Origin of the sequence: Limosilactobacillus ingluviei str. Autruche 4, assembly GCF_000312405.1 — a bacterium.
Taxonomy (GTDB): domain Bacteria; phylum Bacillota; class Bacilli; order Lactobacillales; family Lactobacillaceae; genus Limosilactobacillus; species Limosilactobacillus ingluviei.
Genome location: NZ_HE997175.1, coordinates 136,075 through 158,566, shown reverse-complemented (window position 1 = coordinate 158,566; position 22,492 = coordinate 136,075). Strand labels below are relative to the sequence as shown.

The 22,492-nt window shown below is 54.0% G+C and carries 20 protein-coding genes and 1 pseudogene; 6 read left to right on the top strand and 15 right to left on the bottom strand.

The features are described from left to right. The first annotated feature begins 114 nt into the window (after positions 1-114). Together BN54_RS08055 and BN54_RS08050 are read left to right on the top strand one after the other, a co-directional pair. Positions 115-534: a cupin domain-containing protein gene (locus BN54_RS08055; RefSeq protein ID WP_019206681.1), complete on the top strand. Its 420-nt coding sequence runs from the start codon at positions 115-117 to the stop codon at positions 532-534. Positions 535-550: 16 nt separating this feature from the next. Next, positions 551-871, top strand: a complete 321-nt coding sequence (locus tag BN54_RS08050; protein ID WP_019206680.1) for a carboxymuconolactone decarboxylase family protein — start codon at positions 551-553, stop codon at positions 869-871. A 98-nt stretch (positions 872-969) separates the two neighbouring features. On the opposite strand, the gene BN54_RS08045 is transcribed toward BN54_RS08050, so the two are convergent. Both BN54_RS08045 and BN54_RS10655 read right to left on the bottom strand, forming a co-directional pair. Further along, positions 970-1,665, bottom strand: a complete 696-nt coding sequence (locus BN54_RS08045; protein ID WP_019206679.1) for a 2,3-diphosphoglycerate-dependent phosphoglycerate mutase — start codon at positions 1,663-1,665, stop codon at positions 970-972. A 381-nt stretch (positions 1,666-2,046) separates the two neighbouring features. After that, a pseudogene (locus BN54_RS10655) lies at positions 2,047-4,259 on the bottom strand (glycoside hydrolase family 3 C-terminal domain-containing protein). 198 nt (positions 4,260-4,457) lie between these two features. On the opposite strand from BN54_RS10655, the gene BN54_RS08035 reads away from it, so the two are divergent. Beyond that, positions 4,458-5,579, top strand: a complete 1,122-nt coding sequence (locus BN54_RS08035) for a helix-turn-helix transcriptional regulator (protein WP_019206678.1) — start codon at positions 4,458-4,460, stop codon at positions 5,577-5,579. Between the two features lie 31 nt (positions 5,580-5,610). Here the strand turns inward: BN54_RS08035 and BN54_RS08030 are convergent, their stop codons facing one another. Next, positions 5,611-6,021 (bottom strand): phosphate-starvation-inducible protein PsiE, encoded by a 411-nt coding sequence (locus BN54_RS08030; RefSeq protein ID WP_019206677.1) that lies wholly within the window; start codon positions 6,019-6,021, stop codon positions 5,611-5,613. Between the two features lie 160 nt (positions 6,022-6,181). Between BN54_RS08030 and BN54_RS08025 the strand changes: the two genes are divergently transcribed. Beyond that, positions 6,182-7,846 (top strand): DUF2325 domain-containing protein, encoded by a 1,665-nt coding sequence (locus BN54_RS08025; RefSeq protein WP_019206676.1) that lies wholly within the window; start codon positions 6,182-6,184, stop codon positions 7,844-7,846. 43 nt (positions 7,847-7,889) lie between these two features. Here the strand turns inward: BN54_RS08025 and BN54_RS08020 are convergent, their stop codons facing one another. Further along, positions 7,890-8,954 (bottom strand): lipoate--protein ligase family protein, encoded by a 1,065-nt coding sequence (locus tag BN54_RS08020; RefSeq protein WP_081583835.1) that lies wholly within the window; start codon positions 8,952-8,954, stop codon positions 7,890-7,892. Positions 8,955-9,448: 494 nt separating this feature from the next. On the opposite strand from BN54_RS08020, the gene BN54_RS08015 reads away from it, so the two are divergent. After that, entirely contained in the window at positions 9,449-10,324 is an 876-nt protein-coding gene (locus BN54_RS08015) for a transporter substrate-binding domain-containing protein (RefSeq protein WP_019206673.1), read from the top strand. A 3-nt stretch (positions 10,325-10,327) separates the two neighbouring features. Beyond that, on the top strand, positions 10,328-11,500 hold the full coding sequence (locus BN54_RS08010) for a mandelate racemase/muconate lactonizing enzyme family protein (protein ID WP_019206672.1): 1,173 nt from the start codon (positions 10,328-10,330) through the stop codon (positions 11,498-11,500). 49 nt (positions 11,501-11,549) lie between these two features. Here the strand turns inward: BN54_RS08010 and BN54_RS08005 are convergent, their stop codons facing one another. From BN54_RS08005 to purL, 11 genes are all read right to left on the bottom strand, one after another. Beyond that, on the bottom strand, positions 11,550-11,837 hold the full coding sequence (locus BN54_RS08005) for a putative quinol monooxygenase (protein ID WP_019206671.1): 288 nt from the start codon (positions 11,835-11,837) through the stop codon (positions 11,550-11,552). 89 nt (positions 11,838-11,926) lie between these two features. Beyond that, positions 11,927-12,253 (bottom strand): hypothetical protein, encoded by a 327-nt coding sequence (locus BN54_RS08000; protein WP_019206670.1) that lies wholly within the window; start codon positions 12,251-12,253, stop codon positions 11,927-11,929. Positions 12,254-12,322: 69 nt separating this feature from the next. After that, positions 12,323-13,123 carry a hypothetical protein gene (locus BN54_RS07995; protein WP_019206669.1) on the bottom strand — a complete coding sequence of 267 codons (801 nt, stop codon included), beginning with the start codon at positions 13,121-13,123 and terminating at the stop codon, positions 12,323-12,325. Positions 13,124-13,168: 45 nt separating this feature from the next. Then, complete coding sequence (locus BN54_RS07990; protein ID WP_155818355.1) at positions 13,169-13,807, bottom strand: hypothetical protein; 639 nt, start codon at positions 13,805-13,807, stop codon at positions 13,169-13,171. A gap of 189 nt (positions 13,808-13,996) precedes the next feature. Beyond that, on the bottom strand, positions 13,997-14,161 hold the full coding sequence (locus tag BN54_RS10250) for a hypothetical protein (RefSeq protein WP_019206667.1): 165 nt from the start codon (positions 14,159-14,161) through the stop codon (positions 13,997-13,999). A 177-nt stretch (positions 14,162-14,338) separates the two neighbouring features. Next, positions 14,339-15,592, bottom strand: coding sequence for a phosphoribosylamine--glycine ligase (gene purD / locus BN54_RS07985; RefSeq protein WP_019206666.1), 1,254 nt, complete (start codon positions 15,590-15,592; stop codon positions 14,339-14,341). A 22-nt stretch (positions 15,593-15,614) separates the two neighbouring features. Continuing rightward, the gene (gene purH, locus BN54_RS07980) at positions 15,615-17,150 is read right to left on the bottom strand and encodes a bifunctional phosphoribosylaminoimidazolecarboxamide formyltransferase/IMP cyclohydrolase (protein WP_019206665.1); all 1,536 of its coding nucleotides are present in this window, start codon (positions 17,148-17,150) and stop codon (positions 15,615-15,617) included. Continuing rightward, a complete protein-coding gene (gene purN / locus BN54_RS07975) occupies positions 17,150-17,734 on the bottom strand; it encodes a phosphoribosylglycinamide formyltransferase (RefSeq protein ID WP_019206664.1) in 585 nt (194 codons plus the stop codon). Before purN ends, purH begins: the two co-directional genes overlap by 1 nt. After that, on the bottom strand, positions 17,731-18,807 hold the full coding sequence (gene purM, locus BN54_RS07970) for a phosphoribosylformylglycinamidine cyclo-ligase (protein WP_019206663.1): 1,077 nt from the start codon (positions 18,805-18,807) through the stop codon (positions 17,731-17,733). The genes purN and purM overlap by 4 nt, the downstream gene beginning before the upstream one ends. Continuing rightward, on the bottom strand, positions 18,804-20,270 hold the full coding sequence (gene purF, locus BN54_RS07965; protein WP_019206662.1) for an amidophosphoribosyltransferase: 1,467 nt from the start codon (positions 20,268-20,270) through the stop codon (positions 18,804-18,806). The genes purM and purF overlap by 4 nt, the downstream gene beginning before the upstream one ends. After that, the gene (gene purL, locus BN54_RS07960) at positions 20,246-22,471 is read right to left on the bottom strand and encodes a phosphoribosylformylglycinamidine synthase subunit PurL (RefSeq protein WP_019206661.1); all 2,226 of its coding nucleotides are present in this window, start codon (positions 22,469-22,471) and stop codon (positions 20,246-20,248) included. The genes purF and purL overlap by 25 nt, the downstream gene beginning before the upstream one ends. Positions 22,472-22,492: the final 21 nt, after the last annotated feature.

The window sequence follows — 22,492 nt, the reverse complement described above, 5'->3', positions numbered from 1 at the left end:
TAGCTTACACCATTAATTCAATTTTTGCATGACTAACCACTAGTAATAAGTATTTTTCATCAACGGCAAAGCTAACTATACTGAACTTAAACCAATGAAAGAAGGTCAGGAACCATGCAAAACGAAACCGCCATCAAAAACAATCCCTTTGGCTTCGGCGATCCCAACGTCGCCTACGCGCAGTATTTTCAAGGCCAAAGTTTCCTTAACGGGCTGGTGACCCCGGCAGGGTTAGTCGACTTTTCCATCAGCAACGTCAGCTTTGAACCGGGCTGCCGCAACCACTGGCACATCCACCATGATGGCTACCAAATCCTGCTGGTCACGGCTGGGGAGGGCTGGTACCAAGCAGCCGGCCACCCCGCCCAACTGCTCCACGCCGGCGACGTGGTGGTAATCAAAGCCGGCATCAAGCACTGGCACGGGGCGACGAAGGACAGTTGGTTTACCCACCTGGCAATCACCAAGGGGACCAGTGAATGGCTGGCTCCCGTCAGTGACGCCGAATATGCTCAGTTGCCAGCTCGCAATTAAGAAGGGAAGGATCATAATGGCTAACAACCAAACTGCCGGGCATGATCAACTGGGGGCCTTTGCGCCCCAGTTTGCCCACTTTAACGATGACGTCTTGTTCGGCGAGGTCTGGGCCGATGAAGATAGCCTGAGCCCCCGCGACCGCAGCTTTTTAACGGTCACCGCCCTGATTACCAAGGGCGCCTTTGAACAGTTGCCTTACCACTTAAGGGTGGCCAAGCAAAATGGGATCACCCAGCCAGAAATTGCCGCGATGATTACCCAGCTGGCCTTTTACGTGGGCTGGCCTAACGCTTGGTCCGCGTTTAACCTGGCAAAAGAAATTTGGGCTGATTAACCTCATAACCGCTGACTTAAGGACGCCCCTTCGGTCAGCGGTTTTTTTGCACCAAAAAAGGAGCTGCGTTAACAGCCCCTGTGCTTGCTTGAGCCGGATTAGTCGATGTCGTACTTTTCCTTGCTCAATACGTTCAGCTTTTCGTCGAAGTCGTAAACGACTGGTTGACCAGTAGCCATTTCCAGCCCCATGATGTCTTCATCTGAAATTTGTTCAATGTACTTGGACAGCGCCCGCAGGGAGTTCCCGTGAGCGGCGATGATAACGTTCTTGCCGTCCAACAGCTTTGGTGCAATTTCGTCTTGCCACAGCGGAATTACCCGTTCCAAGGTTACCTTGAGGTTTTCCCCACCTGGAATGGCGCGTGGGTCCAAGTCAGCGTAACGACGGTCCTTAGCAGCTGAACCTTCGTCATCGGCACTCAGCAGCGGTGGTAAAACGTCGTAGGAACGACGCCAGATGTGCACTTGTTCGTCCCCGTACTTTTCAGCGGCCTTTTGCTTGTTGTGGCCTTGCAAAGCCCCGTAGTGACGTTCGTTCAAGCGCCACGTCTTGAATTCAGGGATCCAGAGTTGGTCACTTTCTTCCAATGCGTAGTGCAACGTCTTGATGGCCCGCTTCAAAACAGAAGTGAAGGCGTAGTCGAATTCAATCCCGTGTTCCTTGATGGCCTTCCCAGCCGCCTTGGCTTGAGCGACCCCTTTTTCGCTCAAGTCAACGTCAACCCAACCAGTAAATTGGTTGGACAGGTTCCATTCACTTTGCCCGTGACGAATTAAAACTAATTTAGCCATGTTCAATTGACCTCTTTCTTCTTAGATACTCGGTAATTTACCATACTTGTCCATTTTAAATCAGATTCCCCCGCTTGCCAACCATTAGTGAAGAATTGCACCAAAGTCCCTTGGACAGCCCGGTCAGTCGTTGAGCTCAGGCCGTTGATAATTAGTTGTCATAGCTTGATAGCGCCCGCCCATCACGCGAACGAAACGGATTTTCCATGTTTCACCTACGTTGTGTATCTTCTTAAAAATTATTTTACTGAAGTCCTACCGCATACATATCTTCATTGCTACCGCACAGATCCACTAGATCCGTGCGGTAGTAATGACCTTCCGGGCATTTAAAAAGCCAAGCGCCCCCCAGCGCTTGGCTTTCCTCCCCAGCGTAACTCCTTAGCCGCACAGGACTAAGTTTAAGAATTTTTGGACGATCGCATCGTCCACCCCAGCCGTAACCAAGACCCGCAACGGCAAGTTTTCCATGATCTTGACCGTCGCCGGGTTATCCAGCAGCGGCTGGACCGCGGCCTTTAAGCCCGATTGCTCAAAGGCAATTTGCACCACCGGATCGGCGCTGGCTTCGATGTCATCCAAGTAACTGTCGGCCGTAATGACCGGTTGGCGGGTTTGCCCCAGCGTCAACTCTAGCGGCGCTTGCAGCCGAATATCACGCGAGGAGCTCCCGACTTGGATTTCATAGTGGCCATTGTCAGCTTGCCACTGTTTGTTGGCCGCGTTGTACCAACTAAAGGCCCGCCGGTCGAGTTCAAAGGTTACCGTCGTCGCTTCCCCCGGGGCCAGACTGACCTTTTCAAAACCGCGCAGTTCATGGGCCGGCATGGCCACCCGGCTGGCTTCGTTGACCACATACAGTTGGACGACTTCTTTACCGGCCCGGTCGCCAATGTTCCTAACCGTCGCAGTTACCTTCACCGTATCGGCCAACTCTTCGACTTGCAAATCGTCATAAGCAAAGTCGGTGTAACTCATCCCATGCCCAAACGGGAAGCGCACTTCCAATTCCTTGGTGTCATAGTAACGGTACCCGACAAAGATTCCTTCCCGGTAATCTTCTTTTTCCGCGTCCGCGTTAAAGAAGAGGGTTGCCGGGTTATCCCCCAAGTAGACCGGAAAACTTTCGGCCAGTTTCCCAGACGGGTTGACCGCCCCGGTTAAGACATCCCAGGTTGCTTCGCCGACCGCTTCCCCCGCCAGGTAGCTTTCCAAGATCGCGGTTACGTCACCGGCCCACGGCATCGTGATGGCCGCCCCGTTTTGCAAGACGACGGTCACGTGATTGTGGATGGCCGCCAGTTGGGCGATCAATTCATTTTGATTGTCTGGCAAGTTGATATCGTCATGGTCGAGCCCCTCGCTTTCGTATCCGTCTGGGTAACCGGCAAAGATCACCACGTGGTCGCTGCGCTTGGCCAGGGCCACGGCTTCACCGACCAAAGTTGGATCGGCGGTCGTTTGGTCCAGCCGGTACCCCTGCGCATAGGTGGCCTGCTTGGGCATCGCCGCCAGCGGCGTCACCACGTGGGTCGGGTTGACCTGCGAACTCCCCCGCCCCATGAAGTGTGGGTGGGCCGCCAGTTCCCCGATCACGGCAATCGATTCGGCCGGCTGATCCAGCGGCAATTCCTCGTCCCAATTTTGCAACAGGACCATGCTTTGCGCCGCCAATTCGCGGGCAAACTGGTGCTTAGCGGCGAAGTCAACCGTTGGCGTTTGGGCGGGGCGGGCCCAGTCGTGCATGACTTGCAAGACCCGCAGGGCGGCCCGGTTTAAGGCCATTTCATCTAAGCGCCCTGCCTTAACGGCCTGCACAATCTCTGCAACTGATTGGGCACCCTTCCCCGGCATTTCCAAGTCCAAGCCGGCCTTTAGCGCCGTCACGTGGTCGACCACCGCGCCCCAATCCGACATCACCATCCCGGTAAAGCCCCATTCATCACGCAAAATCCGGTTAAGAGCCGTTGATTTTCAGACATTGGCACCCCGTTAAGACGATTGTAAGCACACATGATTGCCGCCGGGCGGGCTGTCTTGACAATCTTTTCAAATTGGGCCAGGTACAATTCCCGCAGGGCCCGCTCGTCAACGTTGGATGAGACCGTGTAGCGGTGACTTTCCCGGTTGGTCACGGCAAAGTGCTTCAGAGCGATCCCAACCCCGGCGCTTTGGACCCCCTTGACAAAGGCAGTCCCCAGCCGCCCGGTGACCAGCGGATCTTCCGACAGATACTCAAAGTTGCGCCCTGCCAAGGGATTGCGCTTTAAGTTCACTTCTGGCCCCAGCAAGACGCTGACTTGCTTGGCCGCGGCGGCGGCGCCTAGTTGTTGCCCATAGCGGTGCAACAAGTCCTCGTCAAAGGAACTGGCCAAGAGGGCCGCGCTCGGGAAGGCAACGGCCGGTTCGCTTTCCGTCAGCCCCATCGTGTCCTGGGCATTGTTAGGCTTGCGAATCCCAGCCGGCCCGTCAGCAAACATTACCCGCTCAACGCCCGGCACCTGAGCGGTATACCAAAAATCCGCCCCCGTCACCAACGCTGCTCGTTCGGCCAAGGTCAGCCCCTGCACAAAATGTATATCAATCGTTGTCATCGTTACATCCTCCTGTCTGGTTAAACTTCTCTCTTGAAAATTGTCCCGCTAAGCGGCCGATTACTTGTAAGGATTATTATAGGGTGAAGAACTAGCCAAACTTAACCAAAATTGTTTAAAATGATCATATCTTGTGATAAGCAATTTGCTAAAAGGGTTTACGAAACCGCGCCGTTATCAGCAAAGGAGGCACTAACGATGACGGATTTAACGCAATACTTAACTGAGTTACACCGGGCCACCAAAGTCGGCTTCTTTGTCGCCGACCACCAGGGGCATTTGACGGAGCGCTTTAAGGCCCCGGCGATGCCCGACCTGCCAAGTATCTACCTGACCCGCCTGATCAAACATTCCCTGGCGTCGGGGGTCTACCTCTACCTCGCCAACCCCAAGGAATGCTTTACCGTCATTGTCAGTTCGGCCCCCCAAGCTACCTTGATTATTGCTTGGATGAGCAGTACCACCTTGGAAGAAACGGAATTTTACCAGGAGCACTTCCCCACCCTGAGCAGCCAGCGCCTCGTCGCCCTCAGTAAGACGAGCTATTTTACCCTTTGTCATACCTGGCCGACCGTCTACGAAAATAACTTCGTCGGTGATTTCAGTTTCAACCGGGAAGCCCACGAAAACGAACCGCGGCCCCGCCACCACAACAGCTACCACTTGGAAAAATGCCTGCTGGCTGCCGTTAAAGATGGAGATTTAGATCGCTTTAACCAGGGACTGGATGCCTACTTGCGGTCGGGCTCCTTTGGCCGGACGGCAATGCAAGAGTTGCGCAACCAAAAAAACATCGCTATTATCGCCATCTCGCTGTGTGCCCGGGCCAGCATCGAAGGCGGTGTGCCCCCGGAAATCGCCTTCAGCCTGGTTGATAAGATGTGTTTGTACGTCGAGGGGATGACGTCTATCACCAGCGTGGGCAATCTGATTCAAACCATTGGCTCGCTGTTTACCACCCGGGTCCAGCACAGTCGTCAATTGACCCACGCCGGGCAAAATTACTGGGTCAACCAAATCGAACGCTACGTCCGGACCCACTTTGCCCACGGCTTGACCCTGGCCCAACTCGCCCAGGCCCTGGGGCGTGATAAGCACTACCTGGCCCACTTATACCGAGCCGAGACCGGCCGGACAATCCACCAGTATCTCCTCTTGTGCCAGATCAACGAATTTAAATCCGAACTGCTGTGGACCGACCACACGATTACCCAGATCAGTACCCAACTGGGCTTTAGCAGCCCCGGCGCCGCCACTAGGGTCTTTAAACGCGAAACCGGCCTGACTCCCCGCCAATACCGCCAACGCTATCATATCTAAAAAAGAGCCCGCCCCCAGGCCAGCTCTCCGGTTAATTTTCTTCATGTAAGTACTTGGTTAATAAAATTGTCCCACCAATCAACGCCAAGACGGCCAAGGAAATCAACAGGGCATCTAGCGCCTTGCCATGGTTGGCAATCAGCCACCGAATCAGGGCGGTGATCCCCAGCCCGATCAGGAAGTTAACCGAAATATGGCCGCCATTGCGCAAAATATTGATGACCATCGCGATAAATTCGAAGAAGAGGAAGAAGGTCACGACCGCTTCTAAGAGAACATAGTAGTTATCTAACGTCGATGGCAGCGTACTTAACCGGACGATGGCCACCAATTCATCGACCATAAAGTAAATCAGTGACAAGCCTAACAAACCAATGCAAACTAGGCTGATGACCTGCAAAAAGGTCGCCAGGTGATCGGCCCATCCGTAAAATTTTTTCATTCATCTCACCTCATCTTTTCTTTATTATACGCGGCGCGGTAGGGGGCTGACCACGGATTTCTCGGGCAAATTGGTCCCGACCACTGACAAAAACTGGTATCATGAAAGTAATACGCTACGTTGCCCCTCGGGGCGTCACTATATTAAAGGAGGAATTGCGATGTACGATTACCGCAATGATTTAATGACCATCATCCAAAATATCGGCGCCAGCCCAGCCGAACTGGCGCAAGGCCGCACGATTCTGCAAGCAGCGCTGAACTTGATCAACGCCCTGCCAGTCGATAGGACCAGCCGGCCAACTCACCGGCGCAACCACCAACCCCCGGCGCACCAATTCCAGATCAAGCGCCACGAAACGGCCCCGCGCCGCACCCCGGTCGCCCCACCCGCCAGTCAGGCCCCAGCAAAATCAGCTGCGGTCGCCAAACCGAAGGCCGCCCTGGCCCCAGCCGTGCCGAGCGGCCAACCGACCCCAGCTAGTGCAACCACGGTAAAGCCGGCGCCTGCCCCGGTCATCAGCCAACCAACCGCGCCGCTGCCACCGTTGAATGGTGATCAGTATGCCGCCTTGAACAAGCTCAAGGGCCTGGCGCAGGAATTAACCGGTTTTATTAACCAAACCAACACTGCTGTCCCTGCTTTTGTGAACCTGACCAAACGGCTAGCCAAGCTCGAAGCGGACTTAAGTGAAGCTGACCAAACCGTCCTGGCCAGCCGGCTCACCCCGGTGAAGCAATTGCTGGCCCAGGCCCAAGCGGTAATGGCCCCTCGCCTGCCCAAGCCGGCGCCCCAACCCAAACCGAAACCATCCCCGGCTAAGGCGACCAAGCCCGTGCCAAGTGCCAACCCCATGGCGGCGGCCCTGGCCAAGGAAGATGTTAAAAAGGCCCCGGCGCCCTTTAACAGTCAAAAGGGGCAATACGTCGTCCAACGGGAGCTGACCGGAGCCCAACTATTGACCGACAGCGGCCAAGCAGCTGGTCACATCAGCGAAACAATCGTCCGCAAGTTTAACCTGGTCTCCGGGACGATCGTCAAGGCCGACATCAACCCGACCGATATTTTCGTCCACAAGGCCCTGCGCCAAATTGATCACCTTGGTGACCTGAAGTTTGACGATGCCCAGCAGATTCAAACCTTTGACTTTGGGGTGGTAAACAAGCATAAGCGGCACTTGCGGGTCACCTTTAATTCCAACAACGAACCGCTATTGGTCAACGGCAAGAAGTACGCCTTCTTATTAGATGAAGACAACTTGCAAGCCACCAACGGCTCGATCGTTGAATTAGCTTGGTACACCAACGATCCGGACTCCATGCGGATTCGCTGGACCTACCCAACGACGGCTGAAAAAACGGCGGCCAAGCAAGCTGCCAAAAAGCGTGCTAAACCGGCGACCACGCTCAGTGTTCCCACGGAAAAACGCTACCCCGGCATTGATTTGAGCGGCCAAACCGTCGCCGTCTTAGTCGGCAACCGCCAAGAACACGAAGACTACGAAGCCACCATCCGCCTGTACGGTGGGGAACCAACCGTGATCGATGGCTTCAAGACTCAAAAGAGCTACCTCAAGAGCAAATTGCGCGGCGCGGACCTGGTCATCCTCGTCAAGAGTAAGGCCCACCACGGGACTTCGAAAGCCGTAGTGGACTTCCAAAACCAACTGGGTTACAACTTTGCCGTGGCCAACACCCTCTCAATGGGCCAATTTGAAGACGCCCTCTACCGGGCGGCCAACGGCTTCCCAGCCGACACCGCCAGCTTTGCCAACCAAGACTTGACCGATCAGATCGGCGCGGCTTTGGATAAGGTGAAGAAGTAAATCATATTTCTAATCCCGGCGTGCTTTGCCACGCGGGGATTTTTTAGCTTTCATGCGCACGGGCCGCCACCATTTTAGCTGCCAACACCGCCGGAGCTGAAGGCGCCAAAGCGGTTGCCAAGCCTCCCTGCTGCAAGACGGCTTTGATTGGGTCCACAGCCAGTGGGACACCACTGAGCGCTTTTTCCAGGGCCGTGGCCTGGCTTTGATCAACGGTCAACAAATCGCCAGCCAGGCTGACCTGACTTAAGCGTTGCGCTTGTACCGCAAAACCAATGCCAAAGTTCCCCACACCCGGAAAATAGGCATCAACGTAGTACGGGGTCCGGTTGTGACCATAAATCCAACTGGGTTGCCCATACTTTTGCTGAGCCAGGGTTTGCACCGCTGCCCACTCCGTAGAGGTCAGCTGAGTAGTTTGAAGGTCGTTTACCCTTGCCACTTGCCGCAAAATCGCCACTTGCAAATCCTTAACCGTAAACTCCGCTTGCTTCAAATACGGCTTGAGATTAATGACCCGTTGGTGGACCGAATGAATCCCCCGGTTGGCCAACTTGGCTGGTGACGGCGTCAAGACGTGACTGGCCGTTGCCGTATCAACGTCAAACATCAACGTTCCCCCGTACGACATTTGCTTGCCGACCTTGGCAAAGGACATCCCGGAAAATTTTCGTCCCCGATACGTTAAATCATTCCGGCCCGTCATTTGAGCATCAATCCCCAGCTCCCGTAAGGCCGCTAAAATTGGCTGCAGGTACTGTTTCAACTGCGCGTTTTTGTCTGCGCCAGCTGGGGCAATATAGACATAGGTTAAATCACCCGCATCAACATAAACGGCCCCACCACCAGAATTGCGCCGCACTAATGCAATTTCGTGCGCGCGCAAGTAGCTCAGATCCACTTCACGGTACACGTTTTGAAAGTGCCCACAAATCACCGTTGGCCGGGCTGGCGAATAAAAGTACAGCAACGTCTGCCCCACAAAGCGCGGGTGTTGCTGTAAAAATTCCGGTAACGCTTGAAAGGTCAACATGTCCTTTAACAATTCGCCCCCGTTTTGTAAATCCAAGTACAGCATTGCTTTCATCCCCTCAATAACTATTGCCATTATTGTAAGCGTTCCGCCGGCTGATTTGAACTAATTTAAAAAAATGAGCAATTTTGTGATTTTATATACAAAAAATCACTAACGGAACCCCGGGTATGCCCTTTCACTTGGCCCGCCTAGTTTAGCCAATCGTTAGCGGCTTGAACTTAGCAGGAATCTTATTGTTCGTTAATTGCACTGTAATTTATTTTTTTATCTCCGTTTCAGCAATGGTTAGACTAAACTTAGCTCGTCCCTGTTATGTTCGCCTTTCTAAGGACATTCGACGAAAAATTCATACAAGAAACTTTGTCACCCTAATTTTTCATATAATTTTCCATAAATTGCTGACCCGCCAACTCCTAGCCGACGGGTTTAAATAGACATTTATCTAGTTTTCGTCTATCAAACTGTGAAAATAATTACAAATCACCCGCCAAGCCAACTGTTGAAATCGTTTTCAACAAGATTAAAATTAAAGCAATAACCATTAAATTTTTAAAGGAGTCTTGATCATGCACTGGAATAAAAAACGTTTCTTCACCGCCTTAGCCGCAACGGCGGCAGTGGTCGGCTTTAGTTTGGCTGGAACCTTGGGCTGGCAACACTTAAAAGCCGCCCAAGCGGCAACCAACGATAAAAAGACCCTGGTCGTTGCAACTCCTGGGGATATGTATGCTTCTTCATTCCATGATAAGAAGGGGCACCTGACGGGCTATGAAGTTGAAATCGCCCGCCAAGTTGCCAAGGGATTAGGGATGAAAGTGGAATTCAAAGAGTTGAATGTCGCGGGTGAACTAACCGCCGTCGCGTCTGGGAAAGCCGATTTAGCTGCCGGGAACTTTAATCTGTCCTCCGTTTATGCCAAACGGTACCTCTTTTCAACCCCGTACAAATACTCCTTTGGGGGATTGCTGGTCCGGGCCAAAGACCAATCCGGCATCCACTCTTGGAGTGATCTAAAGGGTAAGAAGTCCGCAGGGGAAGCCGGGACTTCCAACCAACGTTTCGCTCAATTCATGGGTGCGAAATTGGTCAACTACGATAGTGCCAATGGGTTAATGAATGACGTGGCCAACGGCAAGACCGATTTCATTCCAAATGACTACTACGGCTTAAGCACTGGCATGAAGCGCAGTAAGATCCAAGGCTTGACCATGGCCAAGGGACTGTACTACCGGACCAACCTGATGGGCAAAGGGATCGGCTTTTTGATCAACAAGCATGAACCCGGCCTGCAAAAAAAGATCAACAAGGAACTGGCCAAACTCCAAAAAGATGGGACCCTCTCTAAGATTATGATTAAGTACTACGGCCACGATCTAACGAAAAAGCCGGCCGATAAGGACGTGAAGTACTTTAAGGTGCCAGCTTCGGTCAAGGGGGAATAACCTATGCAAATCCAACGGGTCGAAATCTATCAACTACACTGGGCCCGGCTGAAGAAGTACTGGCATCCCGTCGTTGTGCGCCTCATTACTGACACTGGGGTAAGTGGCTTTGGCGAAGCGGGGATTGCTTATGGCCATGGTCAAACCGCCGCAGTCGCCGCCCTCAAAGACCTTGGGCAAATGTTAATCCACCAGGATCCACTGCAAATTGAGCATCACTGGCAACGCTTCTATCAGCATACCTTTTGGGCCAAAAGCGGTGGGGCGATCTTTTATTCCGCCATCAGTGCCCTGGACTGCGCCCTTTGGGACTTGAAGGGGAAAGTCCTCGGGGTCCCGGTCTATGAATTGTTAGGTGGGCAAACCAATGCTAAACTACGCGCGTATGCCAGCCAATTACAGTACGGTTGGGAAGCTCAGTCTCGGCTGGTTAAAACCCCCGCTGAATTTGCTCAAGTGGCGAAAACGGCGGTGGAAGAAGGTTATACGGCTTTCAAACTGGATCCGCTCCAGTTTGAAGAAGAGCAACGCTTTGTGGCGAACCGTTACCTCTTATCCCAACACCAGCTCCAAGCAGCCGTTGAGCGGGTTGCTGCTGTGCGTGAAACGATTGGCCCTAATGCTGATCTGATCGTCGAATGTCACGGCAAATTAGAACCCCAGGCGGCCATTCAATTTGCTCAGCGCCTCGTTCCACTGAACATTTATTACTATGAAGAACCCTTTAGTTCTTTAGAGCAGCAAGAATTTGCGACCGTCGCTCAACATACGGCGATCCCCTTGGCGACTGGTGAACGCTTAACGACCCGGTGGCAGTTCAAACCCTTCTTAGAACACCAAAGTGTCGGCATCGTCCAACCCGATCTTGGCGTTTGCGGTGGAATTTCTGAAGCGGTAAAAATTGCCCACCTCGCCAGTGCCTACGGCGTCGGGGTGCAATTCCACACCTGTGGCGGGCCAATTGCGACCGCTGCAACGCTGCAAGTTGAAGCTGCCATTAGCAATTTCGTGATCCACGAAGAACACGAGATTAACTTAAAGCCTGACAACTACCAAAGCGGCCGCTTCCACTACCAACCCGTTGATGGTTACTACCACGTACCCGACCGTCCTGGGATCGGTCAAGCCCTCAGTGAACAAGCGATGGAAAAGGCCAAGCTAACCGTCGTGGAATAATAAATCGGTCACCTTGCCAGCAAGCAAAGTGACCGATTTTTACGTTCGATTATTCCGCAACTTCCGCGATCCGAATCACGAAATCTTTCGTCAAATAGGAGCGGGCGTTTTGCAAGAAGTCTTGCAAGTGCGCCGTCTTGTTGTGGGCATCAATGGCAGCTTGATCCGCCCAATTTTCAACGATCATAAACTTATTTTCGTCGAGGCCATCAATCAAGTAGGTGTAAAAGAGGTTTCCTTGATCCTGGCGCGACTTTTCGACTAGGTTCTTTAAGTAGTCCTTAAAGGCGTCGCGCTTAGCTGGATCAACATCGCAGTGCACATTAATCAAAATCATCGAAAGACCCCTTTCTGTTTACCGAGATATCGCTTACATTACCATTATACAAGCTCAATCTGGTCAAGCTCAACTGATTTGCCAAGCAGTCAATAGCCACGTTGAAAATCGGTACACCGATACTCGCCCGCCTCTTCTTCCACGACCGCTTCAAAATGCCGTAAATGTCCGCGCAACTTAAAGAAGCCGGTTACCTCATAGTCGCCATCATCATTCTGCTCAATTTCCCATTCCCGTTGGTATAGGGCGGGAAAACGGGCCCTTAGGTACCTAAGCTTCCCCTTCTTGACGACAGCCCGTTTGATGGCCGTTTCTTGGGACGTGTCGGATGCTGCAACTAGTAACGCAGTTTGACTAAGGCCAAATAATAATAACCCCAGTACCAATAAAACCATTAAGCCAAACCGAGACTTCATAATCTCATTTCCCCTTTAACAGTCATTTCTTCTAAGTGTATCAAATTATCCTGCTCACCAACCGCCTTTTTAGTCATTCCGGGTCGCATACAAGTAACTAAGCCGAATCACCCCTGCTTCGCGGCGCGGGTTGCGAAAAATTTGAACCTTACGACTGGTCGGCGCCAAGCTCGGCTGCGTCTTCGTATAATCAGTAATCGCGTGCGGGACGCTATCGATCAGAATAAAAACAAAGTCGGCCGCCTGCATTGCCGTAAAAATCGCCCGCGGTTGATCCTCATAACCATCCATCAGCTTTACTTCCACGTACGGTTTTAATTCATCCGCAAAGGCTTGGGCCGGCTTATTGCCCACCACCAAGACCTTCTGTTGAGCCAGCCAAGCTAGCTGGGCCGGCTGAGTTAATTTGATCCCCCCTTGCTCGCTTTGACCAGGCTGGCGCTTTCGTTTGACCGTCGCGCGCAACTTTTGTTGATGGTGGTCAACCTGATTGATTACTGGCAGCACCCGCACCAGGGCATACGTTCCCGTCGCCAAATCACGCCGGGCCTTAATTGCCACCCCATCCGCCAACTTAGGATTTTGCTGTTGGCTATCACTGACCAACAGCGGAAATTCTCGTTGATGATTAACATCATGAATAAAATACTGATCATCAACAATCTTTAAGTAACCATAAACAAACTTAAGCGCCGCCGGCTGGCCGCCGAGGGTCAATTGACTGGTCTCACTAAACGTTGCCAACATTTTTTCATTTAATTCCGCCAAACGATCATATTGACTTAGCGTTGTCGGATCAAGGTGATTAATCAAGCGCCCCAGCCACTCTTCGCCCCGAGTATTGGCATGTTGAGCACGCTCCCAAGCCATTTCCTGCTTCAAGCGCTTTAGTTGGTGACGGGTACCGTCACTATTTTACTTGGCAGCCTTATATTTCTTTTCCCATTCTTTCCGCTCACGCCGGTATCGTTCCTGGCGTGCCAAGCTATCGGCAACCAGCCGGCGTTGCTCATAAAAACACCGGGCGGATGCTTGGTAAGCCAAGATCCACCAAGTCGTCAGCGCTGCCTGCCGTTCGTGAAGCGAATGCATCGTTTCTGAGCCATCCCAACCACACGCCGCTAAAAATTCCCGTTCTTTTTGCACTTGCGCCAATGCCTCCTGGGCACGGGCCAATTCAGCAGCACTTTGAGCTTGTTGTCGAGCTAGCTCAGCGTCCGTTTGATGCCGTAGTTGGCGATTAGCCAAACGTAACTGGTGATTGGTTTGCCGCAGTTTACGCAGTTGACACGCTTGCTTTTGAACTTGCCGAGCGGCTTGGGCGGTCTGTTGATTTAGTCGTTGCTTTAAACTTGCGATTTGCCGCTCCAAGTGCTGGACCTGTTGGTTAGACTGCGGGGCCGCTTTAACTTGGGGGGCGTGATCAACTGACGGCTGAGCCTGTTTTTGTTTCGCCCGTTGTAATAATGCCACCCGGCGTTCCTTTGCTTGCGCCACTTGTTCTTTGCGATTCCCTTCAAACTTCGGCCGTTTCATCTTTATGTTTCGCGACACGTTCCCCACTCCTTCCAATAAAGCAAACTTTTATTCATCATATCAGAACTAGTGAGCGTTTTCAGTTAATTCATCCCTGTAAAACAAAAACTCGGTTACCACTCAACATTATAATGAGTTGGTAATCGAGCTTAGTTTATGTCAGTAACACAGTAAAAATATCATCACTTAAATAGCTTAAATTTGCGACTAGTTTCTGTTAAGCCTAACAGGCCCACCATACTTAAGGCTAAGGCTCCCACTAAGGTTAAGTTGAACCGGCTGATCAGCTGTATCAGCTTGAGCAGTCTGAACGCCAATCACCGTTGTTCCAGCTAAGGCAGCAGCGGCAATAATCGCTTGTTTCTTATCCATAATCGAACCTCACTTAAATTTCATAATTTCTTAAATTCTTCAGAGAAGTTTTACCAAATTATTTTTATCTAATCTACATACATTTTGGTTTATCAGTGGATTCGATCTTTTTTTCATTACATAATTTCTACTAAAATACCCTCACGTCAGTTATCTGACGTGAGGGTATTTATAAGATTATTTCAGCGCCTTATCACCAATATCATGACGGTATTCACAGGCTGGTTCATCCAATTGCGCTAAATAATCGTACACTTGCCGTTGCGCCGTAGCTAGCTTCGTGGCCGTGCCGATCACCATCAGCAGCCGGCCGCCAGCGCCCGTCAAGGCGTCCAAACTCCCGGCGACGTTGGCATAATCAATTGCGATCCCCGGCGCTTCAGGGAATGGGCCCAAGGCTTGGCCATGAACTGGGGCTTGTGGGTAACCCTTGGCCGCTAAGACCACGCCCAAGACCGCCTCCGCCTTTTCTTCGATCACCGGCATTTCACGATCGTTTAAGCAGGCGTCGACCAGATCAAAGAGATCGGTGGCCAGCCGTGGCAGAATCACCTGGGTTTCCGGATCACCGAGTCGGACGTTATATTCAATCACCTTCGGTCCCGTTGGCGTCAGCATCAGCCCAATATAGAGAATCCCGTGGTAGTGATAGCCCCCGGCAATCAGCCCCTGAATGGTGGGTTCAACGACTTCATCAATCATTCGTTGCCGATCAGCCGGCGCCAATTGGGGCAGCGGACTGTAAGCGCCCATCCCCCCGGTATTGGGGCCCTGGTCACCATCGTAAGCCCGCTTGTGATCCTGGGCCATCGGTAAGATCCGGTACTGGCCGTTTTCAATCAGGACAAAGAGGGAATATTCCGGCCCCGTCAAGCACTCCTCCAGCACCAGGCGGTCCTGGCCGGCGGCAAACATCTCCTTGATCGTCGTTTCCGCCTTGGCCTGATCCGGGGCGATTACGACCCCCTTGCCACCTTCCAGCCCGTTGGCTTTAATCACCAGGGGGAAGCCGTACTGGGCTACGGCCGCTAAAGCGGCGGTCGCATTATCGTAGGTAGTGTGCTTAGCCGTTGGCACCCCGTACTTATTCATAAAGTTCAGGGCATAATCCTTCGACCCTTCCAGTTGAGCGGCCCGTGCCGTTGGCCCCAAGATCTTTAAGCCGGCCTGGTGAAATTCATCGACAATCCCGTCCACCAGGGCGGTTTCCGGGCCGACAAAGGTCCAGGCGACTTGGTGGGTCTGGGCAAAATCAATTAAACCAGCAAAGTCATTTTCCGCCAGCGGCACGGTTTGGACACCGACGCTGGCCATTCCGACGTTACCCGGGGCACAGTAGACTTCTGCCACCTGGGGGCTTTGCTTTAAGGCCTTGGCGATCGCAAATTCGCGGCCCCCCGCGCCGATTACCAACACATTTTGTTTGTTCATGATCATTCCTCCAGCCCCAATTTTAGTGGCGGAAGTGGCGAATCCCGGTAAAGACCATCGCGATCCCGGTCGCGTTGGCCGCGTCGATTGATTCTTGGTCCCGGACCGAACCCCCTGGTTGGACGATCGCCTTGATACCGTGTTCGGCCGCGAACTTCACGCAGTCGTCAAACGGGAAGAAGGCATCTGAGGCCATCACGGCCGTGTCGTCAATCGCCTCCCCAGCGTGCTTAACGGCAATCTTAAGCGAATCAATCCGGTTCGGTTGGCCAGCCCCGACCCCGAGGGTCCGTTCACCGTTGGCCACCACGATCGCATTGGACTTGACGTGCTTAACCGCCTTCCAAGCAAAGGCCAGCGTCTGCAATTGTTCTGGCGTTGGCTGGGTCTCAGTGGCGACTTGCCAAGTGGTCGGGTCTTCAGCTAAGACGTCTTCATCTTGAACCAACAATCCGCCCATCACAGAGACTAATTCAGGTTCCGGCGTTTCGGGCGCCTTGAAGTCAACTTGCAACAAGCGCAGGTTCTTCTTTTTGGTCAAAACGGCCAGGGCGTCTTCATCAAAGCTTGGTGCAATGATGATTTCCAAGAAAATTTGGTGCATCTTTTCGGCGGTGGCCAAATCAACCGGCCGGTTGAGGGCAATTACCCCACCAAAAATGGAGACCGAATCTGCCTGGTAAGCCCGGTCCCACGCGGCCTCTAACGTTTCGGCCGTCCCGATCCCGCACGGGTTCATGTGCTTCATCGCCACGACGGTTGGCGCCGTAAATTCGCGCACCGTCCGCATCGCCGCGTCGGCATCCTTGATGTTGTTGTAAGACAGCTGCTTGCCGTGCAGTTGCTTGGCGCTAAGCAGGGAGAAGTTGGTGGTTGGGACCGCATCCCGGTAGAGGGTCGCCTTTTGGTGGCTGTTTTCCCCGTAACGTAGGTCCGCTTCCTTATCAAAGGTCAAGGTCAGCGTCTTAGCTGGCGTGGTGGCGATCTGCTTGGTCAAGTAACCGGCGATCACGGCGTCGTAAGCGGCGGTATGGCGGAAGGCCTTCGCGGCCAAATCGGCCCGCAATTCCGCGTTGGTGTGTCCCGCCGTCTTTAATTCCGCCAGCACCCGGTCGTAGTCGTCACTGTCGACGACGACCGTCACATCGCGGTAATTCTTCGCCGCCGCCCGGATCATCGACGGGCCGCCAATATCAATGTTTTCAATTGCATCGGCCAAGTCCTTGGTCTGATCTTCAATCGTTTGTTTGAAGGGGTAGAGGTTCACGGCCACCAGGTCGATCGGGGTAATTTCCTTTTCCGCCAGGGTCGCCATGTCGTCTTCCCGATCACGCCGGGCTAAGAGGCCGGCGTGAACCTTCGGGTGCAAGGTCTTGACCCGGCCGTCCATAATTTCCGGAAAGCCCGTGACTTCTTCGATGCCGATCGTGGGCAGGCCCACATCATCCAAGGCCCGCTTGGTCCCACCAGTGGAGACAATTTCAAAGCCGGCTGCCACCAGGCCCTTGACAAAAGGTACCAATCCCGTCTTATCCGATACACTTACTAAGGCACGCATTACTTTTCCTCCTCATTTTCCAGTTGGGTCAAGACATCCTGCAATACTGCTGGGTACAGCTCATGTTCTTTTGCATGCACCCGGGCTTCCAACGTCGCTAAATCATCCGTCGGCAAAATCGGGACCGGCGCTTGGGCGATAATCGGCCCAGAATCCAGCCCGGCATCGATATAGTGGACGGTCACCCCGGTTTGGGCATCGCCAGCTTCAAAGGCCCGTTCTATCGAGTGCAAGCCCGGATAGGCCGGCAAAAGGGCCGGGTGGAGATTGACGATCCGGTTCGGGTAGGCCGCTAAAATCGTTGGCCCGACCACCCGTAAATAGCCCGCTAAGGCGATGAAATCAATTTGGTAATCCTTGAGCACCTGCAGCAAGCGGGCTTCATAGGCGTCTTTGCCACCACATTCCTTAACGGTAAAGCTGACCGCCGGAACGCCAAACCGAGCGGCCCGCTGCATCACCGGGGCGTCCGGGTGGTTGCAAAACAGCAGGGCCAATTCGCCTGGCAACGCATGTTGTTGGTAGCGTTCGGCAATGACTTCAAAGTTGGTCCCGTTCCCGGACGCAAGAACTGCTACTCTCATTTCTCTTCCTCTTTCTCTTCCGTGCCGTTCACCGTCACCCCTTTGATGACCAGCTTGGCCGCGCCAGCTGGTCGGGCCTGCAAGCGACCGACTTCAACGGCAGGTTCCCCGGCCGCGGCTAGGACCGCTTGCACCGAAGCCACTTGGTCCGGCGCCACCGCTAAGATCAGCCCAAGCCCCATGTTAAAGGTTGCAAAGGCATCAGCCAAACTCAAGTCGCCGGCTGCCAGCAACCAATCAAAGATCGCCGGGCGGGACCACGTGGCCGGATCAACCACCGCTTGGAGCGCGTCACCAAACATCCGTGGTAAATTCTCCGGTAGCCCGCCCCCAGTAATGTGGGCGATCCCGTGAACCTGACCGGCCTGAACCAATGGTAAGACGGCGGGCACGTAAATTTTAGTCGGTGTCAGCAGGGCTTCGCCGAAGCTGGCGCCAGCAAGGGCGGCCGGCCGGTCGGCATAGGTCATCCCGGCCTCCTGGACGATTTGGCGGACCAGGGAGAAGCCATTCGAGTGCACCCCGCTGGATGCTAATCCCAATAAGACATCGCCCGCCTGGGGCCGGTCAGCCGTCAACAACTGCTCCTTTTCAGCCGCGCCGGTCAGGGTTCCGGCCAAATCGTATTCATCTTGCGCGTACATGTCCGGCATTTCAGCCGTTTCGCCACCAAGCAGGGCACATCCCGCTTGCCGACAGCCTGCCGCTACCCCGCTGACGATCGCCGCCATCTTGGCCGGTACGTTCTTCCCGGTCGCAATGTAATCCAAAAAGAAGAGCGGTTCCGCCCCCTGGGCGAGAACGTCGTTGGCGCACATCGCCACCAGGTCGATACCGACCGTGGTGTGATCCCCCACGGCCTGGGCAATCATCAATTTGGTGCCGACCCCATCGGTGCCGGCGACCAAGACCGGGTGGTGGTAATTCAAACTTCCTAAATCAAACAACCCACCAAAACTGCCGATTCCGCCGCGGACGCCGGGCCGCTTGGTCGAGGCCACGTCGGCCTTGATCTTTTTTACCAGTTCATAGCCGGCGGTGACATCCACCCCGGCGGCTTGGTACCGATTCATGACTTGAGTTGCTCCTTTCGCATCCGTTGTTCCTGCGCATTAAATGACGCAAGGTAGCTTGCTTCGTAATCATACAGCGGCGTCGGGTAATCCCCATTGAAGTAGGCCACCGTCAAGCCTTGGTAAGGCGCATCGCCAGTGTCCTTGAGGTCGATGGCCTTAATCAAATTAGCCACGCTCAAGAAGTGGAGCGAGTCGGCACCGATCTGCTGGCGCATTTCTTCGATTGAGTAGTGGGCCGCCATCAATTCCGCCCGGGTCGACACGTCAATCCCGTAGAAGCACGGGAAACGGAACGGTGGGGAAGCAATCAGCAAGTGGACTTCCTTGGCCCCGGCGTCGCGCAGCATCTTGACCAACTTTTGCGAGGTCGTCCCCCGCACGATCGAATCATCAACGACGGCGACTTTTTTACCAGCCACGACCCCCCGCACGGCAGACAGCTTCAGCGCCACCGCCCGTTCCCGGAGGGCTTGGGTTGGTTGGATAAAGCTGCGGGCGACGTATTGGCTCTTGATCAACCCCATTTCATACGGCAATCCTGCCCCTTCGGCATACCCGGAAGCGGCCGACAGTGAAGAATTCGGCACCCCAATCACAATATCGGCGTCGACGGGGTGTTCTGCCGCCAAGAGTTTGCCCATCCGCTTGCGCGCGTTATGCACCGTCACCCCGTGAATGATCGAATCCGGCCGGGCAAAGTAGACGTATTCCATCGAGCAGATTGCCAATTGGGTCTTGGTCGTAAAGTGATCTTCATGCAAGCCAGCCCGGTCGATGACCAACAGTTCCCCGGGTTGGACATCCCGGAGCAGTTTGGCCCCGACAATATCCAAGGCACACGATTCACTGGCCACCACGTAGGCCCCGTCCGGCAGCTGGCCTAAGACCAAGGGCCGAAAGCCATTCGGGTCCAAGGCTGCAATCAAGCGGTCCTTTTGTAAGAGCAAGAAGGCAAAGCCCCCGCGCAATTCGTTCAAACTCTGCTTGAGGGCGGGAATGAAGCCCTGCTTAATGTGCTTACGAATCAGGTGAATCAAAATCTCGGAGTCCGAGTCAGATTGGAAGACGGCCCCTTCATCTTCTAATTGCCGCCGCAAGGTCACTGCGTTGGTCAAGTTCCCATTGTGGGCCAGGGCCACGTCCCCATCGTGAAAGCGGAATAAGAAGGGTTGGACATTGGCTAGGGTGTGGCGCCCCGCCGTGGCATAGCGCACGTGCCCAATCGCTGCCTCGCCCACCAAGTGGTCCAAGTCGGCCTGATTTTTGAAGACCTGGGCCAACAGCCCGCGGTTGCGGTACTGATACATTTCAGTGCCATCGGTCGTGACGATCCCGGCCCCTTCTTGGCCCCGGTGTTGCAACGTATGCAAGCCCAGGTAGGCTAGGTGGTTGGCTTCTGGCGCCCCGAAGACCCCAAAGACCCCACACTCTTCATTTAATCCTTTGATTTCAGCTGGCACGGAATCGCCTCCTCCCAGATCGTTTGCAATGCTTGAACGTTTTCGTTGACTTGCCCATCGGCCAGCCGAACTTGCAGCCAGTGACTGTTGGTAACTTCCCCGACCTTAGTGACGGCCGTCCCTAAGGCCGCCTCAAAGGCCGCCGTGTGTTCAACCGGCACCGTGACAATCATCCGCCCGGCCGTTTCGGCAAAGAACTGGTCCTTGGTCAAGGTTAACGTTAAGTTAACCCCCAGTTCAGTCTTAAAGAGGATTTCGGCTAAGCCGACCCCCAGACCCCCTTCAGCCAGGTCGTGCGCACTGGCGATGTGACCAGCTTGCATTTCCGCCAACAAACGGTGGAAGTTGTCCCGCGTGGCCTGCAGATCAAAGTCCGCTAAGGCCCCGGCAATGTCGCCGGTCAGCAGCTTTTGTAATTCAGAACCCGCAAAGTCGTCCCCAGTTTGCCCCAGCAGGTAAACGGCATCGCCAGCGTGTTGGGCGGCCATTGGGATCACCCGGTCCAGGTTTTTGATCAAGCCGACCATCCCCACCATCGGCGTGGGATGGATCGCCTGACCGTTATTTTCGTTATATAAGGAGACATTCCCGGAAATGACGGGGGTATCAAAGACCCGGCAGGCTTCCGCCATCCCCATGACGGAATGGTGAAGTTCCCAGAAAATTTCTGGATCGGTCGGGTCCCCGTAGTTCAAACAGTCAGTAATCGCTAATGGTTCGGCCCCGGTCGCAATCAAGTTCGCAGCCGCTTCGGTCAAAGCCATCTTGCCCCCGATTTCGGGATCGAGGTAGACAAAGCGCCCATTGCCATCGGTCGTCATCGCCAGCCCCTTGCGCGTGCCGCGCACCCGCAGAACCCCCGCATCCGAACCTGGCCCCACTACGGTTGAGGTCCGGACCATCGAGTCGTATTGTTCAAAAAAGACCGACTTATCAGCAATCGTGCTTTGCGCCAACAGTTGGCGCAAGGTCGCGCCGGCGTCCTTGATTCCCGGCACCCAAGCGGGCGCTTGCTTAGCCGCTTTTAGGCGGGCGGGCTCGCGTTCTTCACTGGCTTCTTCCAAGACGTCATCGGTCAAGGTCGAAACCGGAATGTGGCAGACTTCTTGACCGTCGTGGTGCAGCACATAGTCGTGACCGGCGGTAATCCGACCAATGACCACGGCTTCCAAGTCGTAGTTCTTAAAGATCGCTTGCACATCTGCTTCGTGCCCCTTGACCACACAGAGCAACATCCGCTCTTGCGATTCCGACAGCATGATTTCGTAAGCCGACATGTTGGGTTCACGTTGCGGAACCAAATCCAAGTTTAATTCCATCCCGGCTTGCCCTTCGCTAGCCATTTCGGCACTGGAGGAAACAATCCCGGCCGCCCCCATGTCTTGGATGCCGACCAGCCAGTCGGCGTGTTGTTCAATCAATTCCAAGCAGGCTTCCATCAACAATTTTTCCATGAAGGGATCCCCGACTTGCACGGCAGAACGCTGGGTCGCATTTTCATCCGAGAAATCCGCTGAGGCAAAGGTCGCGCCGTGGATCCCGTCCCGACCAGTCTTGGCGCCTACGTACATCACGGCGTTGCCAATCCCGTTTGCCGTCCCCTTTTGCAGGTGCTTTTGGTCCATCAACCCCACGCTCATCGCATTGACCAGCAGATTACCGGAATAGCAGGGATCAAAGGTCGTTTCCCCCGCAATCGTTGGAATCCCCATGCAGTTGCCGTAATCCCCGATCCCCTTGACGGTGTCTTGGACCTTCATTTTCATCGTGGGGTTATCCAGCTCGCCAAAGTGCAGCGAATCCAGTGAGGCGATCGGCCGCGCGCCCATCGAGAAGATGTCCCGCAGAATCCCACCAACCCCCGTGGCCGCCCCTTGGTAGGGTTCGACCGTCGACGGGTGATTGTGGCTTTCGGCCTTAAAAACGACCGCTTGGCCATCGTCAATGTCAACTACGCCGGCCCCTTCTCCCGGCCCTTGCAGGACGCGGGCGTTCTTGTTAGGGAACAGGCGCAAGACCGGCTTAGACTTCTTATAAGAACAGTGTTCACTCCACATGGCGGAGTACAGTCCCGTTTCCGTGTAATTTGGCAAACGGCCCAGCAACTCTTCTGCAATGTAATTGTATTCGCGTTCAGAGAGGCTCCAATCCAAGTACGGCTTTTGCGCCTTGATTTCTTCCGGTGTCATTGCTTGTTTCATCGGTCATTTATCCTTCCTGCG

Excerpts from the sequence above, each read along its gene's own strand:
- BN54_RS08015 (WP_019206673.1), top strand. The coding sequence starts at position 9,449 with ATGCACTGGAATAAAAAACGTTTCTTCACCGCCTTAGCCGCAACGGCG.
- BN54_RS08000 (WP_019206670.1), bottom strand. The coding sequence starts at position 12,253 with ATGAAGTCTCGGTTTGGCTTAATGGTTTTATTGGTACTGGGGTTATTA.
- purM (WP_019206663.1), bottom strand. The coding sequence starts at position 18,807 with ATGAATCGGTACCAAGCCGCCGGGGTGGATGTCACCGCCGGCTATGAA.
- purL (WP_019206661.1), bottom strand. The coding sequence starts at position 22,471 with ATGAAACAAGCAATGACACCGGAAGAAATCAAGGCGCAAAAGCCGTAC.
- BN54_RS08020 (WP_081583835.1), bottom strand. The coding sequence starts at position 8,954 with ATGGCAATAGTTATTGAGGGGATGAAAGCAATGCTGTACTTGGATTTA.
- BN54_RS10250 (WP_019206667.1), bottom strand. The coding sequence starts at position 14,161 with ATGGATAAGAAACAAGCGATTATTGCCGCTGCTGCCTTAGCTGGAACA.
- purD (WP_019206666.1), bottom strand. The coding sequence starts at position 15,592 with ATGAACAAACAAAATGTGTTGGTAATCGGCGCGGGGGGCCGCGAATTT.
- BN54_RS07995 (WP_019206669.1), bottom strand. The coding sequence starts at position 13,123 with ATGGCTTGGGAGCGTGCTCAACATGCCAATACTCGGGGCGAAGAGTGG.
- BN54_RS08005 (WP_019206671.1), bottom strand. The coding sequence starts at position 11,837 with ATGATTTTGATTAATGTGCACTGCGATGTTGATCCAGCTAAGCGCGAC.
- BN54_RS08010 (WP_019206672.1), top strand. The coding sequence starts at position 10,328 with ATGCAAATCCAACGGGTCGAAATCTATCAACTACACTGGGCCCGGCTG.
- BN54_RS08030 (WP_019206677.1), bottom strand. The coding sequence starts at position 6,021 with ATGAAAAAATTTTACGGATGGGCCGATCACCTGGCGACCTTTTTGCAG.
- BN54_RS08035 (WP_019206678.1), top strand. The coding sequence starts at position 4,458 with ATGACGGATTTAACGCAATACTTAACTGAGTTACACCGGGCCACCAAA.
- purN (WP_019206664.1), bottom strand. The coding sequence starts at position 17,734 with ATGAGAGTAGCAGTTCTTGCGTCCGGGAACGGGACCAACTTTGAAGTC.
- BN54_RS08050 (WP_019206680.1), top strand. The coding sequence starts at position 551 with ATGGCTAACAACCAAACTGCCGGGCATGATCAACTGGGGGCCTTTGCG.
- BN54_RS08055 (WP_019206681.1), top strand. The coding sequence starts at position 115 with ATGCAAAACGAAACCGCCATCAAAAACAATCCCTTTGGCTTCGGCGAT.
- purH (WP_019206665.1), bottom strand. The coding sequence starts at position 17,150 with ATGCGTGCCTTAGTAAGTGTATCGGATAAGACGGGATTGGTACCTTTT.
- BN54_RS08025 (WP_019206676.1), top strand. The coding sequence starts at position 6,182 with ATGTACGATTACCGCAATGATTTAATGACCATCATCCAAAATATCGGC.
- BN54_RS08045 (WP_019206679.1), bottom strand. The coding sequence starts at position 1,665 with ATGGCTAAATTAGTTTTAATTCGTCACGGGCAAAGTGAATGGAACCTG.